Consider the following 17,242-nt stretch of genomic DNA (forward strand, 5'->3'; position numbering starts at 1 on the left):
ACCTTGAGGATGTGTTGGAGTTTGCAGTGGTGGATCAGCTGCCACCTGAGGGGAGTGCGGTTTTGCGCTATCGGGGAAGGAGCATGCAGTGAGTGAGGTCGGCGTGCAGTATGCGATGCGTGCATTGCCCGCGAGGCTGCAAGGTGATGCGAATGTCGCAAATCATCTGTTTCGGCTGCCTCGTGAGCTGCTGCATCGTCCCGGACTGATCACGGCGACCTGGCATCGAAACGGAGAGCTGAAGCGGGAGTGTATCTGGACGTTTTCCGATCTGCAGCAACGGGTGCTGCAGTGCATGGCTTGGCTGCGGCAGCAGGGATTGGAGCCTGGAGACCGAGTATTATTGATGGTGCGACCGGGCATGGAATTGATCACACTTTGTTTTGCGCTGTTTCGCCTGGGAGTGGTTCCGATCGTGATTGACCCTGGCATGGGGCTTGGGAAATTCAAACGAGCGGTCGCGCAAAGTGCTCCGGTTGGCCTGATCGGGATTCCGCTGGCACATTGCGTGAGTCGATTGTTTCCGAAGAGTTTTGCCAGTATTGAGAAGCGCATCGTCGTGCAGCCACGCTCCCTGCTTGCCCAACTTGATCGTGCAGGTTCACTGCAAACGCAGGATCTTGGAGTGACACAATCCACAGATGCTGCTGCAGTGCTGTTCACCTCGGGATCAACGGGTGCACCCAAGGGAGTTTGTTACGAACACGGCATGTTTGATGCCCAGATCCGCCTGCTGCGCGAGCAGCTGAATATTGAGCCAGGTGAGGTGGACCTGCCCATGCTGCCAATCTTTGCACTTTTTAATCCGGCAATGGGCATGACCACTGTGTTGCCGGAGATCAATCCCAGTCGTCCGGCAAGTGTTGATCCGGTGAAGATCGTTGCCGCGATTCAGCGATATCAGGTCACCAATTCCTTTGGATCGCCTGTGCTGTGGCGTAAGATTGGTGATCATTGTGATCAGCAGCAGATTCAGTTTCCTCAGCTCCGCCGCATCCTTGTGGCGGGTGCGGCGGCACCTACGCAACTTTACCGTCAGTTCGAGCGCATCCTTCCACAGGGGCAGTTGATCTCACCCTACGGTGCGACGGAATGTTTGCCTGTATCATTGATTTCGGGTCAGGAAGTGCTCTCCGGCACGGCTGCGCTGACAGATCGTGGAGCGGGGATCTGTGTGGGCAAACCACTTGAAGCGGTCACCGTGAGGCTGGCTCCGCTCGATGGTCGCCCGGTAGACCTTGCGCTGAAACCCAAGCCGGGTGAAGTGGGAGAAATTGTGGTCAATGGCCCCTCGGTTACACGCGAATACTATCAGCTGCCCGAGGCAACGGCAGGAGCCAAAATTCTGGACGCTGGGAAGGTTTGGCATCGCATGGGGGATGTCGGCTATTTCGATGAGCAGGGGCGCCTCTGGTTCTGTGGCCGCAGGATCGAGGCGATCCACCTTCAGGATGGGAACGATCTGTTTACCGAACAGGTGGAAGGTCCCTTTCTGACACATCCGCAGGTAAAGCGCTGTGCCTTGGTGGATGCAGCGAAACCGCATTCGGGGGATGCCCATCGCATCGCACTGGTCGTGCAACCTGTCGAAGGCAGCTGGCCTCGCAGCAGGGGTGCGCGGTTTGCATTTGCTGCAATGCTCGCAGAGCACTTGCGCAGCAACGGGTTGCATACACCGGTACAGATGGTATACTTTCTGAGGTCCCTTCCGGTGGATGTGCGACACAACGCCAAAATCCATCGATTGACCCTTCGCCGGACGATTCAAAAACAGGAACCGATCCCTTTTCACGCATCCCACTAAGCGCAGTCATCATGAAAGTTCTGATCACCGGAGGAAACGGATTTCTCGGCAGTCACATTGCCCGGCGCCTAATACAGGAGGGACATGAGGTTCGCTCGATCCAGCGCTCGGATCCTGCAGTGATTCAGCAAATTGAGGGTGTGAGCTACATCCAGGGGGATCTCAGCCATGAAATCGAGATTTTGTCTGCCTTTGAGGGAGTGGACGTGGTTTTTCACACAGCTGCGTTTGCTGGAGTCTGGGGCGCGTGGGAAGCGTTTTACCAGAGCAATGTGGAGGCGACGCTCAATGTAGTGCATGCCTGCCAGCTGCATGGTGTGCGCAAGCTGGTCTATACGAGCACGCCCAGTGTGGTGTTTTCGGGAAAAGCCATTGAGGGGGCGGATGAATCGCTTCCCTACGGCAGCAACTGGCTTTGTCACTATGCCCATACAAAGCAGCTCGCGGAGGCCTGGGTATTGGGCGATGATGTGGCTGCTGATCTCGACGTGGTGGCACTGCGCCCCCACCTGATTTGGGGTGCGGGAGATCCCCATCTGTTACCGCGCCTGTTGCGAAGAGCCAGGGCTGGGGGACTCAAAATTGTTGGAAAGGGCACCAACCGTGTGGATCTCACACATGTGGACAATGCTGCAGATGCTCACCTGCTTGCCATGAAGCAACTGATGGAAAATGCTCAGCAGGTTCGACAGAAGGCCTATTTCATTTCAGATGGAGAACCCGTCGTTCTCTGGCAGTGGATTCAGAATTTGCTGTTGGAACTGGGCATGAATCCGATTCGCAAGCGCGTACCGTTTGCGGTGGCGTATGCAGCTGCTGCGTGCATGGAGGCGTGGTACCACACCTTTCACACCAAGGGGGAACCTGCCATGACGCGTTTTGTAGCAGTCGAGCTTTCCAAGCATCACTACTTTGATATTTCAGCGGCGTGCAGGGATCTCGGGTATCATCCGAGCGTTACGCCATCGCAGCGCACGGATTTGATCCGCTACTTGAGCGACTTGTAGGGCAGTGATCTCGAATGTGGAGGAGCCATCCCGATGAAAGGATGGCTCCTGTCTCAATGTTCTCACGAACAAGGTTCGTGAAACGCTAACACACTATCTCTTTCTATCTCTTGCTTGTCGTGATCAGATTGCACGACAAAATTCCCAAGTGTCAGCGAAGGTGAAAAAATGGAGCAAATGCTTGCATTGCAGGTGAAGAAGAGGAGGTGGACATTGCTGAAAAGGAAAGCCCTTTAAATAAATTCAATACTTGCGGAGTTTGCAATGCGAATGGAGGAGTTTTTCTGAAGAAATTGGACTGAACCGCACATGGCCCGGTTTTTCGCTCGTCATTGTGACTGGCTTGCACTATTACCATGCGGAAATTTTCAACGATCATGAAAGCAACTCGTTTTTTCTCTTTTATCCTTCCCAGTCTATTGCTGCCGCTCGTCCTGAGTGCGGTTGAAACCTTTCCGGTTTATGTCGGTGTGGGCTACGGTATTGCCCGGTACGTCGGCGATGAAGTGAAGGATCCGTTGCTGTTGACGGGTCAGAAAGCCGAGGATGATCAGGGATTTTACGAAGCCTACCTGGGGCTGGATCTTGGGGATGTCTTTGCGATTGAGATCGCGTATGCGCAGTTCAATGAGCTGGAAGCCGACTACAAACTTTCAGATGAAGTGGTGTCCATCGGTACTCCAAACTACCGGGAGCGAGTGGATTTTGCGCGCTATTCGGCAATGCTGGTGGCGGAGTATCCGCTCACCTTTGGATTCAGCATCTATGCAACAGGTGGGTATGCCTACTATGATTTTGACCGCTATTTTTCAGGTGGATTTTCGGAGAGTATCGGAGCCACCGTGGAACACATCTCCAACGGGGACCATGGGCTGGAGTTCGGATTTGGAGCCAAATGGGAAGTGCTGGACCGGATCTCGGTGCGTGGGCAATGGGCGCAGTCCGTCATTGGTGACCGAAAGGTGCAGTCAAATCGCCTGTCAGTCGAGCTACACTTCTAAGCACGATGCGTTGACGATATTGGCAGATGCCTGGCCCGTGGAGTTGTCGGGAAAGTGTCAATTTTTCCCGGGATTACCCTGTTTTGAGGGGTGAATCTGGGCGTGATGTTTGGCAGGCTCAAGGTGGGTGCTGATGATGGCCTTGCCCTGGATGCTCGCCGCCATGGCCTGTTCGATATCGGTTGCGATTTCATGGGCCTGCTTGATGCTCATCTGATCGGGAAAAAGCAGGTCAACATCAATATCGAGAGTGTCACCGACATCGCGAAACTTGAGCCGATGGTAACTGATGTTCCACTGGGCGCAGGAGGCCTCCAGCGTCTCGTGCAGCTTTTTGGCAACGGCGGGATCGGCCCGATCCATCAGGCCATCAAAACCCCTGAGCATGAGGCGGTAGCCCGTCACAAAAATATTGATGGCAATCAGCATGCCGACGATGGGATCCCAGCGATTCCACCCGGTGAAGTGCACCAGCAAGAGCGCCACCCAGACGCCGACACTGGTCCACGCATCCGTGAGGATGTGAAGTCCATTGGCACGCACGATGATGGAACGGGTGCGCTTGGCGACCCGCAGCAGGAGAAACCCCAGAATCAGGTTTGAAACCAGAACCACCATACTGAGCACTAAGCCGTCCGAGATGCGTAAAACCTCTGTATTGCGGATCCAGGCAGCAATGGCTTCCCAGGCGATGTAGAGGGCAGCCAGTGTGATCATCAGGCCCTCAAAGCCCGAGCTGAAGAACGAAATTTTTGCGTGTCCGTATGGGTGGGTTCTGTCGGCAGGACGTTGGGAAATGCGAACACTGTAGAAGGCAAATACCACCGCGAGCAGGTGTACGATGGACTCAACCGCATCTCCGAGAATGGCGGTGGAACGGGTCAGGGCAAAGGCGGTCAGTTTGACCACCAGAAGCACGACCGCAACGGCAAGGGAAATCGACATCCATCGCCGATCATCGCGGTTGTGCTGGGTCTGCTGGTCAGCAGTTGTGGGTGGCATTGCCTCATGAGTGTGTTTCATGCAAGACAGGATGACAGGCTGTTGGGGATGGAAGATCGACGCAGTCGGAGTCAGAATGAGTGGTGCAGGTGCGGGCGGGTATCCCCCATGCAGGTTTCCACATAGCGCGCGGTCTGAATCCAGTCGTGTTCCAGAGTTACCCGCCGGGTTTTGCCTGCCACTTCCTCAAGTGGCACGGGCACACACTGATCGCCGCGAAGTGCAATCATCACATTAAATTTTTGTTTTTCGAGCATGTGGCCGACACAGGTGCCAAGGCGTGTGGTCAGGAGGCGATCCGCGGCAGAGGGTGAACCGCCGCGCTGCACATGGCCGAGCGATGTGGTGCGGCAGTCAATCCCGGTGCGTGCAGTGATCTTGCGGGCGATGCGGTTGGCCATGGGTTCGCGAATCAGCAAGTGCCCATCCTCCTGCTCGGATTCTGAGTTTGATGGGGATTGTTTTTTCTTGCCCTTCTTTTTTCCTTTTTCCGCAGTCTTCTTGTTTTCGGAATCAAGCTGTTTTTGGGAAATGGCACCCTCGGCCACAGCGATGATTGAAAAGCGACGTCCGGTGCTGCGACGGTAGAGCAGGTGTTCGGAGATGACCTCGATGTCATACGGGATTTCCGGGATCAGGATGACATCGGCTCCTCCGGCAAGTCCGGCCCCGAGGGCAAGCCATCCGGCCTTGTGTCCCATGACTTCACAGACGATGACGCGGTGATGACTGGTGGCGGTGGTGTGTAGCCGGTCAATGGCTTCGGTGGCAATGTTCATTGCCGTGTCAAAGCCAAAGGAGATATCGGTTCCGTAAACATCGTTATCGATGGTTTTGGGCAGGGTGATCACATTCAGCTCACCCGTGCTGGCCAGGTGCATTGCGTTTTTTTGTGTTCCATTTCCCCCAAGGCAGACGAGACAGTCGATCTGGTTGCGGTGCGCATTTTCGATCGCAACGTGCGTCATATCCATGATTTCTCCACCCATGTTCATCTTGCGGGGTTTGTCGCGGCTCGAGCCGAGAATGGTGCCACCAAGTGTCAGGATGCCGCTGACCTGGAGGGACTCCAGATTGACATGCCGGTTTTCCACGAGTCCCCGAAATCCGTCCTGAAACCCTACCACTCGAATGCCGTGGTGCATGGCGGCCTTGGCAACTCCCCGGATCGCTGCGTTGAGACCCGGGCAATCGCCACCGGAGGTCAGGATGCCGATGCATTTCACTTTCTTCTGACTCATGCCCTCCAGTCTAGCTATTGGCGAGCAGATGTCACCCCCATAGTTGTGGGAGCCGTGCATTCCCTCGTGTCGGGATTCAGATCGTGCTTGCGTTGTGCACCGTTGATGGAGCAGGAGAACATCCCACGGGAACTCGAAGTTTCCGTCATTTTTTCCATTGCTGCACGCCCAAGGCAGAACCTGCGGCAGCGATGGGGTTATCCATGAATGCGCACAAGAAAAAACCCGGCATTTACAAATTGCCGGGTTTTTGAATTCGCAGTTTGAAGCAACGAACACTCAGTTGCGGTTGATCGCGTTGAGGTCTTCGAAGGCAACTTTGAGGCGATCGACCATGGTCTCCTCGCCCTTGCGCAGCCAGACGCGTGGATCGTAGTACTTCTTGTTGGGGGCGTCGGAACCCTCTGGATTGCCGAGCTGACCCTGCAAGTAGGCTTCGTTTTTCTTATAGAAATTGAGCACGCCTTCCCAGGTTGCCCACTGGGTGTCTGTGTCGATGTTCATCTTCACCGCACCATATCCAACGGCTTCGCGAATTTCGGAGCGGCTGGAACCGGAACCGCCGTGGAAGACGAAGTTGACGGGCTTGGCAGCGGTCTTGTGCTTTTCCTGGATGAAATCCTGCGAGTTCTTCAGGATGATCGGAGTGAGCTTCACATTGCCCGGTTTGTAGACACCGTGCACATTTCCAAAGGCAGCGGCGACCGTGAAGTTCGGGCTGATCGCGCTCAGGCGTGTGTAGGCCTCATCCACTTCGGAAGGCTGAGTGTAGAGGGATGCATTGTCGACATGGGTATTGTCCACACCGTCTTCTTCACCACCAGTTACGCCCAGCTCGACTTCGAGCGTCATGCCGACCTTGGCCATGCGTTCGAAATAGGAAACGCAGGTGGCGAGGTTTTCTTCAAGAGGTTCTTCGGACAGATCGATCATGTGAGAACTGAAGAGCGAGCAGCCGAACTGCTTGAAGTGGCGTTCGTTTTCTTCCATCAGACCGTCGATCCAGGGCAGCAGTTTACGTGCGGCGTGGTCGGTGTGAAGGATCACGGGAATGCCATAGGCTTCGGCCATGCGCTTGACGTGGTACGCACCCGAAATCGCGCCGATCACATCCTTGTTCTTGGCGGGGCATGCCTTGCCCGCAAAGAAGGTTGCGCCTCCGTTGGAGAACTGCACGATCACCGGTGAGTTCACTGCCTTGGCAGCTTCGAGCACGGCATTGACCGAGCCGCTGTTGACAACATTGACTGCCGGAAGGGCAAAGTTGTTTTCCTTCGCGTAGTTGAGAAGTTTGGTCACATCGTCACCTGTGACGATGCCGGGTTTTACGATATCTAAAGCGCCCATAGGTTTCTCCTGTAATTGTGTTCAAGTGCCCTGAGAGGGGGCATGCGAAAGTTGATTCATTTTTAAAGCCAGGGGAATGTCAATCCCCATCTGGGCAACACGGGAGCTAATGCGTGATTTCACAAACGTTAGCATGTCTTATTGCACCGAAAGGGCATCGAGGGATACGCTTGTGTTTGCGAACTGAAGGTGTGAGGCTTGACACGGACACGCGAGAAGCATGGCGAAAAGACATTACATTCTTGGAGTTTGGTGCGCTGGACTGCTGTTGCTGGCAGTTGCGCTTTGGAAAACGCAATCCGGAGGGACGACCCGCATGGCGGCATTCGAACGGCAGCCCGAGGGCATCATGGGCACGAGTTGCCGCCTGCTGGTGATGCTGGACTATCGGGAATCGCAGCGAGCAGAGAAGATCCTGGATAAAGCGGAGTTTCAGTTGCGCTATATTGAATCCCTCGCAAGTAACTGGATCGAAGCCTCTGAATTGAGTCGTTTCAATCGCGCAACTCCCGGAGCGTTTGAACTCTCCAAGGTGAATTGGGAGATACTCCAGGCATCAAAAGAGGCCTTTGAGCAAACTGAGGGCGCCTTTGATGTGACGTGTCGACCGCTGATTGAACTTTGGAAGCGGGCCGCCGAGCAAGGAGTGCTGCCGGATGCGGCTGCAATAGCGCAGGCACGGGAGCAATCCTCGTGGAGTCTCATCGAGTTGGATGCATCCGGGCGAACAGCGATCCGACACGCTGAATCGGTTGCGGTCGATGTGGGTGGCATCGCGAAGGGATATGCCATCGATGCAGCATTGCAGGCAATGGTGGCGCAGGGTGTAGACGGTGCTCTGGTTGATGTTGGTGGGGATGTGCGAGTGTATGGGAACTCCGCCCGGGCCTCCGGAGGGTGGCACTTTCAGATCAAGGACCCGCGATCCGACGGCCTGCTGGGTGAATTTGAACTGGTGGGCGAGGGCGCGGTTTGTACGAGCGGTGACTACGCGCGCTATCGCAAAATCGAAGGAAAGCGTTACTCCCACATCGTGGATCCGGTTTCGGGGTATCCGACTGAACAGGTGCCGACAGTGACGGTGGTTGCACCAAATGCATTGCAGGCCGATGTGTGGGCGACCGCCCTGAGTGTGCTGGGTCGGCGGGGAGTGGAGTTACTGCCTGCAGGAGTCGAGGCGCATCTGCTCATGCGGGAGGCGGGCGGAGACGAACTTGCGGTTGTGCATACTCCGGGATTTCCCGAGCTGGGAGTCGCGCATCCCTGAGTTCCTTCACGCCTGTGTTACGGCATTGTTGCCTGAACGTAACACAGCGAGGCTGTGGAAAATCGAAGATCTGCCGAAGATCGAAGAAGCACCTGATGCGAACTGGATATCCGGGTGCCTGTCATCTTTCTTCGCTCATGCCCACTGTTTGCGACTCCAGCCTATCCAAATTGATTCACACACGGGATTCCATCCCGCTGACGCTTCCGCTCGAGCAGGCCAATCAGTATTTTCATCGGTCCCAATTGCGCTTTCTGGCGGTGGTGGATGGCAATCGCTTTGTCGGTTTGTGCGCGAGCCGTGAACTGCGTTCCAAAATGTCGAACCGATATGGTTTTGACTTGTTTTCAAAAGACCCCATTCAGCGACATTTGATGGAGCCGGTTCTGGTGGTGGATGCGTCGATCCCGATTTCAGAACTTCTGAACCAGGCATTTTCCCGGGAAGAGCATTGCTACTATGATGATATTGTCGTGACGTTGTCGGATGGTTCGTTCCATGGCCTGATTCCTGTGCATCGACTGGCAAAGCTTCAGCATGAGTTGATGACCCGACAGTTGCAGGTGCTGCAGAGCCACGAACAGGAACTCTCCGAAAAAAATCAGCAACTGCTTGCAGTGGCGACCGAACTCAATGCGACAAATGAAGCCCTGGAGCGGGCCAGGGACGAAGCTTTGGCCTCGACGCGATTGAAATCAGAGTTCCTTGCGAACATGAGCCATGAAATTCGCACTCCGATGAACGGGGTCATTGGCATGGTGGATTTGCTGATGGATACACACCTGACTCAGGAACAGCGGTTTTTTGCGGAGACGATACACTCCAGCGCGGAATCCCTGCTGACGATCATCAATGACATTCTGGATTTTTCAAAAATTGAAGCCGACCGCATCGATTTGCTGGAGGAACCCTGGGTATTGGTGGAATTGGTGGATTCCTGCATGCAGCAGGTGGTTTCACGGGCGGCCCAGAAACCGATCCGGTTGTTGATCGATTTTGACAGTGGGCTTGCTGACATGTATTTGGGGGATTCGGTCCGGCTGCAGCAGGTGATTGTGAATCTGCTGGCGAATGCAGTGAAATTCACCGAGCACGGTGAGATTACCCTTCGGGTCCGCCCGACTCATCTGGAAAGCGAGGGTGCATCGAGACCAGGACTGCAGTTTGACGTGGAGGATACGGGTGTCGGCATTGCCAGACACCACCTCGAATGCCTGTTCCTTCCCTTCGTTCAGGTGGATGGATCGAGCAAGCGCCGCCGGGATGGGAGCGGGTTGGGTTTGTCGATTTGTCACCGCCTGGTGACCCTGATGGGAGGGGAAATCCAGGTCGAGAGTGAAGCGGGAAAGGGATCCCGCTTTTCATTCCGGATTCCGGCTCCGGTCGTGAACTCTGCATCGGCTGAATTGATGGAACCCCAGCGAAGATCAGGTGATCTGCTGCTCATCAGTTCAAATTTGCCTCTTCGGGATCATTTTTGCAAGGGTGTGCGTCGTTTCGAGGTGGTGCTGCGCTGCAGCGAACTGGAGCAGCCCATGGATCCGATCAACCCCGATGTCATCGTTGTCGTCGATGCGTTTGAGAACAGTGCCAAATGTGTGGAAAAGCTGCGTTGCTGGATTGAGAACGCAACCGTTTCAGTGTCGCGTGTGCTGGTGTTACTGAAAGTCAACGACGCCACCCGCTCCAGTTTTGAATCGCTGGGTGTGACGCAGTTTTTGTATTACCCATTCCGGATGGAACTGATCTGGGAAAAAATGCACGCCAAGCAATTGCCTGTGTCCAGTGCTGCCAGGGAAGCAACCGATAGGTGCTCGCAGAACGATAGGGCAGGACTCAACATTCTGCTCGTGGAGGACAATCTGACGAACCGCAAACTTTCGACAATTCTGCTTAATAAAATGGGGCACGAGGTAGACGTAGCAGAGAATGGGGTCATTGCATTACAACGGTTGAAGCGCCGACGCTATGACTGTGTGCTGATGGATTGCATCACCGAACGCACAGCGTCGCGCTGACGGGGAGCTGGTGCAAACAAGTAGAGCTGTGGCATCCCTGCTGGCGCTCCTGCCAAGGCTGTGATCAGGTGTCCGGAAAAAAGGGCCAGATGTGCGGAATGATGAGCATGGACGCGACCATGTAGAGCAGGTTGAGCGGGATACCGATCTTGAAGAAGTCGCTGAAACGGTATCCGCCGACGCTGTAAACATAGGTGTTGGTCTGATACCCGATAGGGGTGGCAAAACTGGCGGAGCTGGCAATACAGACGGCGATGATGAATGGGCGTGTGTCCACCCCGAGCTGTTGGGCAATGGATATTCCCATCGGAATCATGATGACAACCGTGGCATTGTTGGAGAGCACCTCGGTAAAGAGGGAAGTGATCATGTAGATCACCAGCAGCGAAACCATGGGTCGCCAGGGTTCCGCCACCGTCCACTCGATAAATTGCCAGGCCGAGCCGACGATCCAGTCTGTTGCACCCGTGACCTCAAGCGTCATGCCCATGCCCAGCATGCCGTAGATGAGAAAGAGCAGGCTCCATTCGATGGATGCATATCCCTCCTTGGGCTTCAGGCAGCCGGTGAGGAAGATGAGGCCGACGCCGATGACCGTTGCGGCGGCGATGGGCATCCAGTTGAACGTGGAGGCGAGAATGACGGACAGCAGGATACCGATCACGATGGGTGCCTTGCGTCGCATTTGCTTGCCGGGCACCGGAGGGCGGTCGAGCAGGATCAGGTCTTCTCCGTTGTGCAGGTTTTCAATGGCCTGTTCCGAACCCATCAGCAGCAGGGTATCCCCCAGTTCGAGCTGAAGTGTGGTGATGCGGTCCCGCACATTGCGCCCATGCCGGTGAATGGCCAGAACGAGCATGCGGTAGCGTTGGCGGAAATTGATGTCCGAGAGTGTCTTGCCGATGAGGCTGGAGTTGGGTGCCAGAATGGCTTCCACCATTGCTCCTTCGTGCGCAGAAATCGTAGAGAGTCCCACATCGCCTTCGGGGTCAAGGTGCAGACCGGAAATTTCCTGCGCCCGGGCAATGCCGGAGGGGCGTGCCGACAGCACGAGACGGTCACCCCGACGCAGGGGGGTGAGGTTCGCGTTTTCACCGAGCGCAACACCACTTCGAATGATTTCCATGACGCGGAATCCGTGTTTTCGGTACCAGTCGGAGTCCTTGATGGTTTTCCCAATCATCGGAGAACCTTCCTTGACAAAGACCTCGGTGATGAACTCCTTGCGTTCCTGCTCACTCAGGATGGACATGAGCGTTTCCCGGTTGGGAAGCAGGCGCTTGCCCATGGTTGCCAGGTACACCGCTCCGCACAACAGCAGCGGGACTCCGATGGCGGTGATCTCAAACATTCCCAGTGGGGGCAGTCCCTGGTTTTCGATCATGCCACTGGCCAGGATATTTGTGCTGGTTCCGAGCAGGGTGCAGGTTCCTCCGAAAATGGAGGCATACGAGAGTGGAATCAGCAGCTTGGAGGCACTGAGCGACATGGACTTGGCCAGACTGAGCATCACGGGCAGCAGCATGACGACCACCGGGGTATTGTTGATGAAGGCCGAGGCAAATCCGACCGTGAACACAAGCAGGATCGTCATGCGCTTGTAGCCCAGATGCTTGAAGCGATTGAGCACATTCGAAAGTGCGTCGATCGAACCCGACTTGTTGAGCGCGGAGCTGATGATGAACATTGCACCGATGGTCAGCGGGGCCGGATTTGAAAACACCTGAATGAGGTCGGGGATCTGGGGCAACTGAGCACCGGGAAAGAGTGTGGCAGCGAGCAGTACCACCGAAAATGCGAGAATGGCGGTGACATCGCTGGATACTTTTTCCCAAATGAAACTACCGATGGTGAGTCCGAGCAGTAGCAGGGCGAAGAGGATTTCCCAAGTCATGACTGGATGTGGTAGGTTTTCACATTGGTGAATTCGCGAATTCCCTCAATGCCAAGTTCGCGACCGTATCCGCTTTTTTTCACTCCACCAAAGGGGATGCGTGGATCCGATTTTACGATGTCATTGATCGTGCAGGTTCCCACCTCGATTTGTTCGCCGATTCCGAGCGCGCGCTCAAGGTCGATTGAATAAATGGATGCACCGAGTCCCCATCGCGTATGGTTGGCCAGCTGGACTGCTTCGCGCTCGTTAGCGAAGGTGCTCACACAGAGTACGGGACCAAAGGTTTCTTCATTCCACACTGGCATTTCTGGAGTGACCTGGGTGAGCAGGGTCGGCGCATACTGCCACCCCTTCAGCGCGGCATCGGCGTAGCACTCGGGCATCCAGCAGTCGGCTCCTTTCAGGATGCTGCCTTCGACCTGTTGCTGTATCTGCTCATGAACCGACTGGGTAGCGAGCGGACCGAGGGTTGTTGAGGGTTCGAGAGGGTCTCCCATTTCCAGCTTGTCGATGTGGTGGCGCACACGGTCGAGATAGTCGTCCAGGACGCTGGTGTGCACGAGGATGCGCTTGGAGGCGATACAACTCTGGCCAGCGTTGAGCATGCGACCGCGCACGGTGCGCTCGGCGGCGAGGTCAAGGTCGGCATCGTGGAGAACCAGAGCGGCATCGCTGCCTCCCAGTTCGAGCACGGTGCGTTTGATCTGTGTGCCCGCGAGTCCGGCGATTTTTTCGCCGGCCTCATTGCTGCCAGTGAACGAAAGACCCGCGATGTGAGGATGCGCGATCAGCAGGGCGGTGTTTGCACCCGTGACGGGAATGGCGCGCATGAGATCGCATGGGAATCCACAGGATGGGAAAAGTGCTTCGATGGACAGCGCACAGCTCGTGACGTTGGACGCGTGCTTGAGAATGGCACCGTTGCCTGCAAGGATGGCGGGGATCACGGCCCTGAAGACCTGCCAGTAGGGAAAGTTCCACGGCATGATGGCCAGCACGATTCCGATGGGTTCGTAGCGCACAAAGCTGCGATCATGGTCGGATGAAAGCGGGCGGGACTGCAGATACCCCGGGCCATGTTCGGCGTAGTGATCGCAGAGTGCTGCGCATTTTTCAATCTCGGCCCGGGCTTCGGTGATGGGTTTGCCCATCTCCAGCGTTATGGTGCGCGCATGGTAGTGGATGCCGTCGCGCAGCTGTTTGGCGAGTTCGCGAAGCAGGGAGCAGCGGGACTCCAGTTCGGTGTGCGCCCATTCCTGACGGGCTTCGACCGTCTTTGCGACGATGCGCAGCATCTCGTCGGGGGGACATTCCGGGAAGGTGCGGATCGTTTCGAGTGAATAAGGATTGATGGACGCAAGTGACATGGGCAGCGGTGGGAACGCGCCTGCCGGGTATGGGCACCCCGACGAATGTCAAAGTTTCATTTTCAGGCGCAGCTGGGAACCATTGTGCTCCAGCTGCATTTCGTCAACGAGTTTTGAAATCAGTACCAAGCCCAGATTGCCAGGTTTCAGGTGTTCGAGCTGCTGATCGCGCAGCTCAAAGTCAAAGTTGTGACCAGGGCCAGGGTCCCGCACGATTGCTTCGAGCGTGTGGGTGGAAGCTCGATACTTCACACAGAATTCTGCGCTTTGCTCAGATCTTCCCTCACACCCGTGTTTCATGGCATTGAGCACGGCTTCGCGACAGGCGAGAACAAAGCGCTCCAGTGTGGTGGAATTGCCCTGCGGGAACAGCAGCTCCAGACTGCGTTTCCATACACTCTGATAACGGTCGACCTTTTGACAGGCATCGCCGTGATAGTGGTCGTAAAGAATGGGAACGGCGTCGGGTTCGGTTTCGTTGAAGCGGATATTGGCGATCAGAATATCGTCGTCAGCATTGATGAGGAAGTTCTGGGTGTCGGACTTGTTGAGGGTGCGCAAGTGATGAATGAGGCTGAGCACGTCCCAGTGATGTTTCATCGCAAACTCCACAAGACCGTCGGTAAACCCGAGCAAACAGGCAAAGTCAGAGGTTCGGAAGCGTCTGCGCCTGGCCTGGAAATCTTCAAACCATCCGAGCGGGTAGTGCTCGGGTTCGAGGCGTTGCACATCCCCTTGCAAATCGATCAGGTAGAGGGCAGGTAAACCGCAGTTGGTGAGGTGCATGTACTGTTCCTGTTCCACGAGTTCGATCGTGCAGGCACTCAGGGAGCTGCCGACGCGCACATGGTGGCTGTTGCCGAGATTTTCCGCCCTGCGCAGCAGCAGGTTATTATAGTCCTCCAGCATTTGGCGAATGTCCAGCGGTGACTGCACGGCCCGACGACCCACGAGGCTGCCGAGGAAGTGGCTGCTCAGCAGGGCCGATTGAATGTCATGCCCGGAAATATCCCCGAACACGGCACAGCGCTGGCCGGCGGAGGTTTCAAAGACCTCTATGAAATCGCCCCCGAGTTCATGTTTTGGGGTATAGGTCAGTTCAAAATGAGTCGACCAGTTGAGCGTGTCGACGGTATTGAACATGCCCGCAGAGCGGGCCGCGAGCAGGCTGGCCTCGGTGGCATCGCGTTTGCGACGAAGGGAGGTGGCCACAACTGCACGTTCGACGGACTGGTAGAATTTTTCCAGTTCGAGCGGTTTGTCGAGGAAATCAAAAGCTCCGTGGCGGAGGGATTCCTGGATGATGAAGCGTTCATTTTCACCCGTCACGAGGATGACCTCGAGCGTCGGATCGAGCGCTTTCACTTTCTCGAGCAGGTCAATGCCGGAGATGCCCGGCATGCTGTAGTCTGTGATCAGGCAATCGTAGTTCTTGAGGTTGGTGCTGCGTAGCAGCTTCAGACACTCTTCAGCACTTCGAAAGGTGCTCACCTTACATCCCTGCTCTTCGAGGGAGATCTCCATGATCGTGAGGTTGATGGACTCATCGTCAACAATGAGAATGTGTGCGTTGGATAGCCGTGGAATCATCGTAGCGGTCTGGACTGCGTTTCTTTCAGAAGGTCGGAATCCGCCGCTCAACCCACGGGAGAGGGTGAGGGTTCGCGCTTGGCAAAGGTTTCCCAGTTCACGGTGTTGTAAAAACAGAGTGCTTCCTCGATGCAGGTGACCACAGATGCCCGTGCAGAATCGAGAGTTTCCGGCGTCGAATTGGCGAGCAGGTGAGCGTGGAGCAGACCGGTATGGGTTGCCAATTTCCAGGCACCGATGGAGATGGACATGCTCTGCATTTGTTGTACGACCGAGGTTATGGCTTTGTCCAATACTCCCGTTTCCAGTGTTTCCAGAAAGGCGAGGTGGGATTCGAGAGTGCGCATCATGTGATTGCGCAGACCCTCCATGACCTCGGGCCGGGTGCAGAATCGGGTCATGAACGGAGTGGGTTCATAATCCTCATGGGCATGGGCTGTCGGATTGGAGTTTGCCTTGTCAGGCAGGTTGGAGTGATCGCCAGCTTCGCGACAGGGTTGAATGTCGAGTCGTTCACGTGCCTGGCGCACCGAGGCTTTCACATCTTCCACGTCGAAGGGTTTTTGCAGGATGGCATCGAAGTGCTTCAGCTGTCGCGCAAGGTCGGCCTGGGTGAGCGGAGTGGCAGTCATGGCAATGATGGGGATGCTTCGGTAGTCGCGCCGGGATTTTCGGATCAGACGCGCCGTGTCGAAGCCATTGAGGCGCGGCATGTTGAGGTCGAGAAAGACACACTGGTAGGATTGACGTTCAAGTTGCTGCAGGGCTTCCTTTCCGTTGTGTGCGACATCGTAGCCGATCTGAGCCCAGTCCATGATGGAGCAGCAGGTGTCGAGCAACAGCTCATTGTCATCGCAGATGAGTACGCGCTCCGGTTTGTCCTTCCAGGAGGCGCAGTAGGTGCGCGCGAGCTGAAAACCCACCAGATGGGATTCGGGGCAACTGACCTGTTCCGGACTCCAGATACGGATGCACTCATGCTCATCGATTTTACAGCTTTCCGATAGAAACCAGCGCGGCACATCACTGGCACGAAACTGGGACTGAAAGAAGCACTTGCGGTCTGCGTTGAGTGTGGCAAGCAACAGCAGGTCGTTCATGCCCAGCTCTTCGCACCGCGCTCGAAACAGGTGCTCGGCGTCGAATCCCATGACGTCCTGAAATGCCTGGTTCGCCTCAAGAAAGAGACCCGTGCGTGCATCGATGAGGCAATTCCCGATGGTGGTTTTGAGTTCTTCAGCTGCGTCAGAATGAGAATTGCCCGACGCATTGTCAGTGTTGATGGGAAAAAGGGTAACATTGTACCATTCGCAGCGCATTTTCCCCTGGAATATCGGATAGAGCGTGACACCCAAGCTTGGGGACTGCATCCAAGGTTGCTCGGGCACATAGGATCGCAGGGAGTCCGGAACCGGTAGGGTAGTGCGAACAATCGAACCCTTGGCGTTGCCGAGAAGTGCGGCAATTTCAGGCAATCCGCTGCCCAGGGAGTGCGTGGCGGGGTCGAGTTCCTTCAAAGAACCTGGTGTGTGCACCGCAAACAGGCGATCCCGTTCGTCACAGATAAACTGTACCTCACTACCCTTGCGCGTGAGCAGGCAGTAGTCGTGCATGAATTTGAGGTCATGCCTTTTGGGGGTGGATGAGGTCGCGAATCCTACCATGATATAATGTTCGGCAGTCTGAGCTTTCAATAAAGAC

13 protein-coding genes are annotated in these 17,242 nt (G+C 55.7%); 5 read left to right on the forward strand and 8 right to left on the reverse strand.

The features are described 5' to 3' along the window. Positions 1–88: 88 nt before the first annotated feature. Positions 89–1,804: a fatty acid CoA ligase family protein gene (locus tag ABQ298_02625; protein ID MEQ9823258.1), complete on the forward strand. Its 1,716-nt coding sequence runs from the start codon at positions 89–91 to the stop codon at positions 1,802–1,804. An 11-nt stretch (positions 1,805–1,815) separates the two neighbouring features. Then, on the forward strand, positions 1,816–2,811 hold the full coding sequence (locus tag ABQ298_02630) for an NAD-dependent epimerase/dehydratase family protein (protein MEQ9823259.1): 996 nt from the start codon (positions 1,816–1,818) through the stop codon (positions 2,809–2,811). Between the two features lie 151 nt (positions 2,812–2,962). Here ABQ298_02630 and ABQ298_02635 read toward each other — a convergent pair whose 3' ends face one another. Next, positions 2,963–3,190, reverse strand: coding sequence for a hypothetical protein (locus ABQ298_02635; GenBank protein MEQ9823260.1), 228 nt, complete (start codon positions 3,188–3,190; stop codon positions 2,963–2,965). Between ABQ298_02635 and ABQ298_02640 the strand changes: the two genes are divergently transcribed. Continuing rightward, positions 3,189–3,812 (forward strand): outer membrane beta-barrel protein, encoded by a 624-nt coding sequence (locus ABQ298_02640; protein ID MEQ9823261.1) that lies wholly within the window; start codon positions 3,189–3,191, stop codon positions 3,810–3,812. The genes ABQ298_02635 and ABQ298_02640 overlap by 2 nt on opposite strands. A 57-nt stretch (positions 3,813–3,869) precedes the next feature. On the opposite strand, the gene ABQ298_02645 is transcribed toward ABQ298_02640, so the two are convergent. The 3 genes from ABQ298_02645 to fbaA form a co-directional block, all read right to left on the reverse strand. Then, complete coding sequence (locus tag ABQ298_02645; GenBank protein ID MEQ9823262.1) at positions 3,870–4,835, reverse strand: cation diffusion facilitator family transporter; 966 nt, start codon at positions 4,833–4,835, stop codon at positions 3,870–3,872. Positions 4,836–4,885: 50 nt separating this feature from the next. Further along, positions 4,886–6,055 carry an ATP-dependent 6-phosphofructokinase gene (locus ABQ298_02650; GenBank protein ID MEQ9823263.1) on the reverse strand — a complete coding sequence of 390 codons (1,170 nt, stop codon included), beginning with the start codon at positions 6,053–6,055 and terminating at the stop codon, positions 4,886–4,888. A gap of 279 nt (positions 6,056–6,334) precedes the next feature. Beyond that, complete coding sequence (fbaA, locus tag ABQ298_02655; protein ID MEQ9823264.1) at positions 6,335–7,402, reverse strand: class II fructose-bisphosphate aldolase; 1,068 nt, start codon at positions 7,400–7,402, stop codon at positions 6,335–6,337. 220 nt (positions 7,403–7,622) lie between these two features. Between fbaA and ABQ298_02660 the strand changes: the two genes are divergently transcribed. Further along, a complete protein-coding gene (locus ABQ298_02660; protein ID MEQ9823265.1) occupies positions 7,623–8,669 on the forward strand; it encodes an FAD:protein FMN transferase in 1,047 nt (348 codons plus the stop codon). 137 nt (positions 8,670–8,806) lie between these two features. Beyond that, entirely contained in the window at positions 8,807–10,687 is a 1,881-nt protein-coding gene (locus tag ABQ298_02665) for an ATP-binding protein (GenBank protein MEQ9823266.1), read from the forward strand. Between the two features lie 64 nt (positions 10,688–10,751). Here the strand turns inward: ABQ298_02665 and ABQ298_02670 are convergent, their stop codons facing one another. The 4 genes from ABQ298_02670 to ABQ298_02685 are packed head-to-tail and all read right to left on the reverse strand — an operon-like array spanning position 10,752 to position 17,154. Then, complete coding sequence (locus ABQ298_02670) at positions 10,752–12,581, reverse strand: SLC13 family permease (GenBank protein MEQ9823267.1); 1,830 nt, start codon at positions 12,579–12,581, stop codon at positions 10,752–10,754. Then, positions 12,578–13,951: an NAD-dependent succinate-semialdehyde dehydrogenase gene (locus ABQ298_02675; protein ID MEQ9823268.1), complete on the reverse strand. Its 1,374-nt coding sequence runs from the start codon at positions 13,949–13,951 to the stop codon at positions 12,578–12,580. The genes ABQ298_02670 and ABQ298_02675 overlap by 4 nt, the downstream gene beginning before the upstream one ends. Before the next feature lie 48 nt (positions 13,952–13,999). After that, positions 14,000–15,541 (reverse strand): response regulator, encoded by a 1,542-nt coding sequence (locus ABQ298_02680; GenBank protein ID MEQ9823269.1) that lies wholly within the window; start codon positions 15,539–15,541, stop codon positions 14,000–14,002. Between the two features lie 47 nt (positions 15,542–15,588). After that, positions 15,589–17,154: a response regulator gene (locus ABQ298_02685; protein MEQ9823270.1), complete on the reverse strand. Its 1,566-nt coding sequence runs from the start codon at positions 17,152–17,154 to the stop codon at positions 15,589–15,591. Positions 17,155–17,242 lie beyond the last annotated feature (88 nt).

Source organism: Puniceicoccaceae bacterium (assembly GCA_040224245.1).
Taxonomy (GTDB): domain Bacteria; phylum Verrucomicrobiota; class Verrucomicrobiia; order Opitutales; family JAFGAQ01; genus JAKSBQ01.

Coding starts and splice junctions, on each gene's coding strand:
- ABQ298_02630 (MEQ9823259.1), top strand. CDS start 1,816: ATGAAAGTTCTGATCACCGGAGGAAACGGATTTCTCGGCAGTCACATT.
- ABQ298_02640 (MEQ9823261.1), top strand. CDS start 3,189: ATGAAAGCAACTCGTTTTTTCTCTTTTATCCTTCCCAGTCTATTGCTG.
- ABQ298_02635 (MEQ9823260.1), bottom strand. CDS start 3,190: ATGATCGTTGAAAATTTCCGCATGGTAATAGTGCAAGCCAGTCACAAT.
- ABQ298_02645 (MEQ9823262.1), bottom strand. CDS start 4,835: ATGAAACACACTCATGAGGCAATGCCACCCACAACTGCTGACCAGCAG.
- ABQ298_02650 (MEQ9823263.1), bottom strand. CDS start 6,055: ATGAGTCAGAAGAAAGTGAAATGCATCGGCATCCTGACCTCCGGTGGC.
- fbaA (MEQ9823264.1), bottom strand. CDS start 7,402: ATGGGCGCTTTAGATATCGTAAAACCCGGCATCGTCACAGGTGACGAT.
- ABQ298_02660 (MEQ9823265.1), top strand. CDS start 7,623: ATGGCGAAAAGACATTACATTCTTGGAGTTTGGTGCGCTGGACTGCTG.
- ABQ298_02665 (MEQ9823266.1), top strand. CDS start 8,807: ATGCCCACTGTTTGCGACTCCAGCCTATCCAAATTGATTCACACACGG.
- ABQ298_02670 (MEQ9823267.1), bottom strand. CDS start 12,581: ATGACTTGGGAAATCCTCTTCGCCCTGCTACTGCTCGGACTCACCATC.
- ABQ298_02675 (MEQ9823268.1), bottom strand. CDS start 13,951: ATGTCACTTGCGTCCATCAATCCTTATTCACTCGAAACGATCCGCACC.
- ABQ298_02680 (MEQ9823269.1), bottom strand. CDS start 15,541: ATGATTCCACGGCTATCCAACGCACACATTCTCATTGTTGACGATGAG.
- ABQ298_02685 (MEQ9823270.1), bottom strand. CDS start 17,154: ATGCACGACTACTGCCTGCTCACGCGCAAGGGTAGTGAGGTACAGTTT.